Origin of the sequence: Nostoc sp. CMAA1605 (assembly GCF_021596505.1) — a bacterium.
Lineage (GTDB): Bacteria > Cyanobacteriota > Cyanobacteriia > Cyanobacteriales > Nostocaceae > Trichormus.
In genome coordinates, this window is record NZ_PJIZ01000159.1 from 1 (window position 1) to 8,215 (window position 8,215).

The window sequence follows — 8,215 nt, forward strand, 5'->3', positions numbered from 1 at the left end:
CTCATCGGTAGGAATGACGGCTTGTCCCATATTCCATTGGTTGACAATATCAAAAATCCTTTCCTCCTGTTCTGCTGGAGATAACCCTTGCAACAACAGTTCACCAATGCGAAAATGCGTATATTGTTTCTGCTCTGCTGGAATCAATGAGTATGCAGCTTGCTGAACGCGATCGTGCAGGAATTTGTAGGTGACAATCTCTGAACCTTTTACCTCATCCTTAGCTTCTCTCCCGACATAAAACTTGTAAACTTCATTCTGGGGTAAAATCAGTCCTTCTTGTAATGCTTTCCAAAGTAAAGCAGCAGTTTCAACTTCAGATTTTTCACAGATAATTGCCAATGTCACTAAATCGAATTGATTACCAATACAGGCAGCAAATTTTAAAAATATCCTGCGTTGTCTCTGGCAATTTCTGTAATTGCGATGCCATGAACTGCACAACATCATCGGAGAGTGATAACTCTTTTACAGCGACAATATTACATTGCCAATTTCTCTCATCCCAATCAAATTTAATTAGTCCATCTTCATAGAGTGCCTTGAGAAATTGCGTACTAAAAAATGGGTTGCCTTTGGTTTTTTGATAAACTAATTCTGTTAATGGTTGAGCAATTATGGTGGAACAACTCAGAGTATCCGCCACTAGTTGATTTAAACTAGCATAACTAAGGGGAGTGAGGTTAATAGTATTGATAGTGGCTTGGGCTTTTTTAATTTCTGCTAAACTGAACATCAAAGGATGAGCGGCTGAAACTTCATTATCTCGATAAGCTCCAATTAATAATAAATAGCCCGCAGATGATTCACTCATCAGCAACTCGATTAACTTCAAAGATGCTGAATCAGCCCACTGTAAATCATCCAGAAACATGACTAAGGGATGTTCCTTAGTAGTAAAAACCTCTACAAATTTATGAAATAATAAATTAAAGCGATTTTGGGCTGCCGTTCCTGATAAATTAATTACTGGTGGTTGTTCACCAATAATTCTTTCCAATTCAGGAATAACTTCAATAATTACCTGACCATTTTCACCGACAGCCGCTAAAATTTTATTTTTCCATGCTTGAATTTGAGCATCACTTTCTGTGAATAATTGCCCCATTAAATCCCGAAAAGCTTGCACAAACGCTGAAAAGGGAATATTGCGATTAAATTGGTCATATTTACCTTTAATAAAATAACCGCGTTGTCTAACAATGGGTTTGTGAACTTCGTGAACCACCGCAGTTTTCCCAATTCCAGAAAACCCAGCTACCAGCATCATTTCTGTTGTCCCTAAACTGACACGCTCAAATGCTTGCAGAAGGGTTTTGACTTCGGTTTCTCTGCCATAGAGTTTATCAGGAATAATAAAGCGATCGCACACATCTTTTTGGGCGATAGGAAAGTCTACGATTTCGCCATTTTCCTGGAGTTGCAGCAGACAATTTTCTAAATCATACTTCAGACCTAAAGCACTTTGATAGCGGTCTTCGGCATTTTTTGCCATCAATTTCTTGACAATTTCTGATAATACAGATGGAATTTTGGGATTAATTTCATGTATTGCAGGTGCTGATTTAGCAATTTGACAATGAACCAATTCCATCGCATCTTCTGACTGAAATGGTAATTGTCCGTCAGCAATTCATAAAAAGTTACACCCAAAGAATAGAAATCTGTACGGTATTCAACACACCGATTCATCCTACCGGTTTGTTCTGGCGAAATATAAGCAAGTGTTCCTTCCAAAACATTGGGACTGATTAAACCTTGAGTTTCTCGTGGTAGCAGAGATGCAATACTAAAATCAATTAATTTAACTTGTTTGGTTTCAGGATTAATTAAAATATTGGCAGGTTTGATATCTTTATGAATAATCCGATGACGGTAGAGAACATCTAAAACACTACACAAAGATATCCCCAATTGTAAAAAATAGTTCAGAGATAAACTTGTCTCGTAATTTTCTATCCATTCCTTGAGCGATATTCCCCCAAAGTCTTCCATGACTAAAGCATAACTATTCTTGTATATTTCTAAGCTATAAGTTTTAATAATTTCTGCTTGCTGAAGATTTTTTGCAATAGTATATTGATTCCGAAACTGTAACAACTCACTGAAGGTTGGGTACGGATTTCTGAGGAGTTTAATCACCACAGGTAAAGAATCGATTTCTCGAACTCCTCTATAAACGAGAGTCCGAGAACCTTGATATAGTGCTTCGCTGACTTTATATCCAGGAATATTGAGTTGAATGGTAGACATATCATCACAGACTTAAAACTGGAATCTTATTATTCCCTGGTAATATGCTCATTACTTTAGTAAGTGTATGAAATTTCAATGAAATCTATCCTAAAGCAATAGATAAATAATTATGGAATTCTGATGATTTATTAATAATAATCATACCCATAAGATATACGAAAACTAATTAATTCTCAGTACAAATATTTAATATTCAACAGTAAATAGTAAACATCTATCAGTAAAATTACTGGTGAAACACCACAACATACACGCCAGTAAACTCGTAATTTTTGTTACTCATTACATCAGTTTGCTACCAAAGGTAGTAAGTAGAACAGAGTGAGTAATTAAAAGTTGCTAGCTTCCCTCTGGAATTAATCTACGCACATCTTCTCGTAGAGAAGAGAGAACTTTAGCCCCAAAAAAAGGACTAAAGTCATTACTACAAAATTTTCTAGCCCTTTCCAGTCTATTGAGGTATAAATTTATCTGCATTTCTCTACGCATATCTGCGGTTAATTATTATGAGTAAGAAACGCTATGTACGGATTATGCTGATAAATGAAAAGCATTAGATCAGTGCAGAATAATTCCATATTTGCACAATGAACGGCTCTTTATTATTCCGACGCTCAAACCTATCAGTTCTTGAATGTGTACAAAAAGTAGCTAAATCACGAGATAAGTTTAATTGAAAAACTACTGGTCTTCCAGGTAACTCCAATAAGACTTTAGACTCTCCAGTAGCTAAATCAAGAGACTTCACCTTACCTTCTAGTCCACAGGAAAGTAAAATATTGCGTTGCCAATCAAATGCAATATCATAAGTTATTGCCATTCGGCCGCCCTTCTCATCAATCACAACTTCACTAGAAGCCCCAACAATGGGAAGAGGTAATTTATCCTTTGATGATAAAACTTCACTCCATTCAAATACTCTCACCCCTTGGCGCATTGCACAGAGTAACCACCTTCCATCAGGGCTAAAATCCATCTTTACAATTACTTCATTGTAAGAGAAATCATTTACTCCCTCACCTCGTTGGACACTAGACATCCATGCTGTTATGTCCAATGCTGCGGTTGATAAAACTTTCACTATTTCCTGAGTATTCAAATCAATAATGGCTAATTTTGACTCTCCTTTATCTGCCAATAAATAACGACCATTGGGATGAATAGCTGTTTTAGTTTTAGAACGATGTTCCAGTTTAATTATGCCAGTTTGTTCTAAATTTATAATAGAAGTAAGGATAATTTCACCTTCTGAACAACTAATTAATATTTCCTCATTAGGAGTAAATTGAAGACCATCAGTAGCACGAATATGAGGAATGATTTTCAGCAATCGTTCGTTTTCTAAATCATATAGAGTTGCTTGCCAAGATCCACTAGCATGGCCTACAGCCAAAAATTTTCCAGATGGGCTAACTTGCATGACATAAGCATTTTCTTCTATCGGCAAATCAAGATTTACTGGTTTATGATTCCAAGGCGCAGTATATTGTTTCATTTCCAGAGGTTGATTCCCATGTCCACGCCAACCTATGAAAAAACCGCCTACATTATCAGGGGTAGAAATTGGTATGCGTATAAACTGACCCTTTTGAGTGGGATTTGAAAGTGTAATTAACAAGATGTTTTCTCTCTTTAATACACTTAAAGCTTCATCTATCTTGGCTTTTTTTCTCTGCTGTCGTGCTAATTCAATTGCGGGGTCTGGAATGTGAACAAATTCTGACCAGCGTTCAATTTCTTCATCATCTTTTTCTTGAAGATATTCATAACAAGTTTCAGCATTCCTGATATTGAAAAGTTTAGCGAAACGAGAGAAATGACTCGCCGCTTCAAACACTTCATCGTAAGGTAATTCTTTGATATCAGAACGGTTTACACCATCTTCTAACTGTCGCAATACTTCTAGGCTTCTTTGAGTCAGTTCTTCCCGTTCTTCTGGAGAAGAAACTGTCAAAACTTCAGCAATATGTGCAATTGTTATGTCTTTATTTGGCAGTTCAGCTAGTAAATCAGCAAATATTTCTGGCTGACCACGTAATCTTTCACTCTCTTCTTGGGGTATATCACCAAAATATTCTGGATCTGAACTATATTGATCAATTAATTGGTGATTTCTGTAATATTCATAATAGAAAAAATCATCATGATAAAGGCTCAGATTAAGTATATGACCTGGAAACTGTTGAGCGATCGCCCTAGCAACTGTAGGGTCTTGTCCCTTCTCTGAAGCATAGACACTAATCCAACCGTTAATACATGGAGAAATTAAAAATTTGAGTTTCTTTTCTTGCGCTGACAGATGTTTAACAATCTCTATAATTTGCTCAGTATCGGTTGAGCGAATATGAATTGAGCCATAATATCTACCCATAGGATTTTCCTAGAATGTGTGACTATCTTAGTCTACCCATGATGAAAATATTCCCTGGCATCTATTCAGGTAAGATTGTTATGTTAATTCATCTAACTTAATATACAGATAAATGTAGTATAAATCCTGGTAATACATCTTCACCTAATAATTCTGTAGGTAAATTTTGTAATTCTACTGCTTTTCCTAGACGATAAATTTCTACTTGCTGCTGTTGAGGATTAATCAACCAACCTAATTTTACCCCTGCATCCATATATTCTTGCATCTTCTGACGGAGGGTTTCTAAATCATCAGTTGCTGACCTTAATTCAATCACAAAATCCGGTGCAATAGGGGGAAATCTGCGTCTTTGTTCGGGAGTCAAGGCTTCCCATCGTTGCTTTTGAATCCAGGCGACATCAGGAGAGCGATCGCTCCCGTTTGGTAATTTAAATATAGTAGAAGAACTAAAAGTATAACCAAGTCCCGTTTGTCGATTCCAAATTCCTAAATCGATAATTAAATCTGACTCACGATTGCCACTTTCACCGCCTACAGGTGGCATAATAATTAATTCTCCCTTAGCTGTGCGCTCAAATTTTAATTCCTGGTTATTTTGACATAGTTGATAAAACTGCTCATCTGTAAGATGAACAGTGTCTAGTTTTAATCTCAAAGGACTAATAACCATATAAATAACCTAGTTCGATTGTGTTTTCTTGAGTATTTATGAACCTAATAATTCATCTACAGTGACATTAAACCCTGTGAGTACAGTTTGAGTTTTAACAACTTCACCAGAAATAAACACTAGTCGCTGATTTTTAGTAATAACAATAATCCAGCGATTTTCAGGAAAAACTAACCAAACTTCTTCACTACCAGATTGCAAATATTCTTGAGATTTAGCAATCATATCTTCTGCTAAATCTGTAGGGGAAATAATCTCAGCTATTAAAGGAAAACTTTGGGGTAAAACAGCAGGTTCACCATACTGCTGCATCAATTCTGGAGTTAGATAAGCCACATCAGGACGACGACCTTGTTTATTGGTCAAACAAGGTACTTCTGTATATACTTCTCCGCCTTGTCCACTAGTTTCTTTGTAATTTCTCCAGTAAAAGTATAAATTACCCTGTATGCGGCTGTGTTTTAATGTCACTTCTTCTTTCTCCAATAATTCCCCATTTACCCATTCTGTACCTTCTGGGGGACTTTGTAGCCAATTTTCTAGGGAATAATCTGTGGTGACATTTTCTTTAATGGGAGTGATAACCATGACTTTTTATACTCATGAAAAGTATACTTTCATGATAAGTTATCTCTAGGTTGTCTATCTGATTTTGAATTTTGAATTGTTGAGGATGGGGGTTCCCCATCCTAATAATTAACAGAAATTAACCGAAATGTTTGATGATTGCGTCAGCAAATTCAGAACATTTGAGTGGTTCTACGGCTGGTTCAAGTAACCTAGCTAAATCGTAGGTAACTTGACGGTTAGCGATCGCATCCCCTAAACCTTTCTTAATTAGGTCTGCGGCTTCTTGCCAACCCATATACTCAAACATCATCACCCCAGATAAAATCACCGAACCTGGGTTAATTCTGTCTAATCCGGCGTGTTTGGGTGCTGTCCCGTGGGTAGCTTCAAAAACGGCGCAAGCATCGCCAATATTCGCGCCAGGCCCCATTCCTAAGCCACCAACAATCGCAGCAGCCGCATCAGACAAATAATCACCGTTTAAGTTCATTGTCGCCAGAATAGAATATTCATCTGGTCTGGTTTGGATTTGTTGGAAGATGCTGTCAGCAATCCGGTCATTGACCATGATTTTTTCTTTCCACTTGCCATTCCCGTGGCTTGACCAAATTGAGTTAAGAACTGTTTCTACTTCCTTGACAATTTGGGCTTTCTTCTCTTGGGTCAGGGCATCAAAACCAGGGTCAATCAAACGAGCGTTTTCTTCTAGGGAAATATTGGGATTTTTCTCTTTGTTGCTGAGAATCCAAGATTCCCGTTCCGTGACGCACTCTTGGCGGAATTCGGTGGTAGCTAGTTCATAACCCCAATCCCGAAACGCACCTTCGGTGTACTTCATGATGTTACCCTTATGCACCAGCGTGACTTGCTGCTTGTGTTTGGGTAATGTCAAAGCGTGTTTGATGGCGCGACGCACAAGACGCTGTGAACCGGTTTTACTGATGGGTTTAATCCCTATACCAGCATCGAGGGGAATTTGCTTTTTCCCGTGTTCTGGGGTGGCGGGGATGAGTTCTTTGTTGAGAATGGAGATTAAGCGATCGCCAATTTCGCTACCTTGCTTCCACTCAATCCCCAAATAAATGTCCTCTGTATTTTCCCGATAAACAATCACATCTAGCTTTTCGGGGTTTTTGTGAGGCGATGGCGTACCAGCGTAATAACGACAAGGACGCACGCAAGCGTACAAGTCAAAAATTTGTCTGAGTGCCACATTCAAAGACCGAATACCACCACCCACAGGAGTAGTCAAAGGGCCTTTAATCGCCACACCATACTCCCTAATAGCTGTGAGAGTATCTTCCGGTAAATACTGATAAGTGCCGTATAAATCGCAGGCTTCATCACCAGCGTAAACCTTAAACCAACTAATTTGACGTTTACCCTGATATGCTTTAGCTACCGCCGCATCTAGTACCTTTTGGGTGGCTGGCCAAATATCAATACCCGTCCCGTCTCCGCGAATAAAGGGGATAATGGGATTGTCTGGTACAACAGGCTCACCATTTTTAAAGGTGATTTTTGCACCAGTTGTAGGGGGGTTAATCTTTTCGTACATACTTCACACACTCCACAAAGATACGCCGCCAGCGAGAAGATTCTTTTTGTCTAGGCTTGCAAATTTTACTGTAGATATTGGGGATTGGGGACTAGGGATTGGGGACTGGGAAAACTTCTACCTTGTCTTCCCTTACACCCTTAAACCCTTAAACCCTTAAACCCCTATCTTGTCGATGAGCAGACTTTCCCCCTATTTCCCTTGTACAGCATTTAGGGATTCCAGTACAGGTTGCAGTGAAACTGTCGCAATTTTGTACGATCAAAAATAGTAAACTACTTTTCGCTATCACTGCTTGAATAGATTAAAGCTAGATAGCCAATTGCTTTTTCACGCTTCCATTAACATGAGTAACAGCATGACAGACCCAATGATTGTATCAAGCACTAGTAATGAGATTGATTCCCTAAGAGAAAAGTTAATCGCTGGGTCTATCCAAGTCCAACAACAGATCATCCCACAGTTAGCTGCTTTGGGTAATGAGGGATTGAATGTGTTAATGGAGTTTTTACTGCAACGTCGCGATCGCCCAGCGACTTGGATTGATGGTAAAGCTTACCATTTCCTTTACAAATCCGATGCACCCCAAGTCCAGGAACTTCTCCAAAATCACTTTCCTGAAGGCATTGTACCTCTAAAATCAGATGCAGGTGTGAATTACAATTCTTTGCAACAATTACTTGCTGCTCAAGATTTTCAAGCAGCTGATCTGATGACAATTCAGAAAATGTGTGAATTGGCAGGGGAGACGGCGGTGCAGAGAAAATGGTTATATTTTACTGAGGTA

The 8,215-nt window shown here is 38.4% G+C and carries 8 protein-coding genes; 1 reads left to right on the top strand and 7 read right to left on the bottom strand.

The window, feature by feature from the left end; translation table 11 throughout:
* The 7 genes from CV014_RS30530 to CV014_RS28960 all read right to left on the bottom strand — a co-directional run.
* Positions 1 to 342, bottom strand: a 342-nt coding sequence (locus CV014_RS30530) for a hypothetical protein (protein ID WP_329608465.1), incomplete at its 3' end; no start/stop codon positions are given.
* A gap of 19 nt (positions 343 to 361) precedes the next feature.
* Complete coding sequence (locus tag CV014_RS30535) at positions 362 to 1,594, bottom strand: ATP-binding protein (protein WP_329608466.1); 1,233 nt, start codon at positions 1,592 to 1,594, stop codon at positions 362 to 364.
* Positions 1,495 to 2,253: a serine/threonine protein kinase gene (locus CV014_RS30540; RefSeq protein WP_329608467.1), complete on the bottom strand. Its 759-nt coding sequence runs from the start codon at positions 2,251 to 2,253 to the stop codon at positions 1,495 to 1,497. Before CV014_RS30540 ends, CV014_RS30535 begins: the two co-directional genes overlap by 100 nt.
* 556 nt (positions 2,254 to 2,809) lie before the next feature.
* Positions 2,810 to 4,627 carry a WD40 repeat domain-containing protein gene (locus CV014_RS28945; protein WP_236145168.1) on the bottom strand — a complete coding sequence of 606 codons (1,818 nt, stop codon included), beginning with the start codon at positions 4,625 to 4,627 and terminating at the stop codon, positions 2,810 to 2,812.
* Positions 4,628 to 4,724: 97 nt separating this feature from the next.
* Positions 4,725 to 5,300, bottom strand: a complete 576-nt coding sequence (locus CV014_RS28950; protein ID WP_236145169.1) for a Uma2 family endonuclease — start codon at positions 5,298 to 5,300, stop codon at positions 4,725 to 4,727.
* A gap of 36 nt (positions 5,301 to 5,336) precedes the next feature.
* A complete protein-coding gene (locus CV014_RS28955) occupies positions 5,337 to 5,888 on the bottom strand; it encodes a Uma2 family endonuclease (protein WP_236145170.1) in 552 nt (183 codons plus the stop codon).
* A gap of 118 nt (positions 5,889 to 6,006) precedes the next feature.
* A complete protein-coding gene (locus CV014_RS28960; protein WP_236145171.1) occupies positions 6,007 to 7,428 on the bottom strand; it encodes an NADP-dependent isocitrate dehydrogenase in 1,422 nt (473 codons plus the stop codon).
* Between the two features lie 358 nt (positions 7,429 to 7,786).
* Between CV014_RS28960 and CV014_RS28965 the strand changes: the two genes are divergently transcribed.
* A partial coding sequence (locus CV014_RS28965; RefSeq protein ID WP_236145172.1) for a GUN4 N-terminal ARM-like repeat domain-containing protein occupies positions 7,787 to 8,215 on the top strand: 429 nt, incomplete at its 3' end.

Bases quoted from the DNA above. Each gene is read 5' to 3' on its own strand.
- CV014_RS30540 (WP_329608467.1), bottom strand. From the start codon at position 2,253: ATGTCTACCATTCAACTCAATATTCCTGGATATAAAGTCAGCGAAGCA.
- CV014_RS30535 (WP_329608466.1), bottom strand. From the start codon at position 1,594: ATGGAATTGGTTCATTGTCAAATTGCTAAATCAGCACCTGCAATACAT.
- CV014_RS28960 (WP_236145171.1), bottom strand. From the start codon at position 7,428: ATGTACGAAAAGATTAACCCCCCTACAACTGGTGCAAAAATCACCTTT.
- CV014_RS28955 (WP_236145170.1), bottom strand. From the start codon at position 5,888: ATGGTTATCACTCCCATTAAAGAAAATGTCACCACAGATTATTCCCTA.
- CV014_RS28945 (WP_236145168.1), bottom strand. From the start codon at position 4,627: ATGGGTAGATATTATGGCTCAATTCATATTCGCTCAACCGATACTGAG.
- CV014_RS28950 (WP_236145169.1), bottom strand. From the start codon at position 5,300: ATGGTTATTAGTCCTTTGAGATTAAAACTAGACACTGTTCATCTTACA.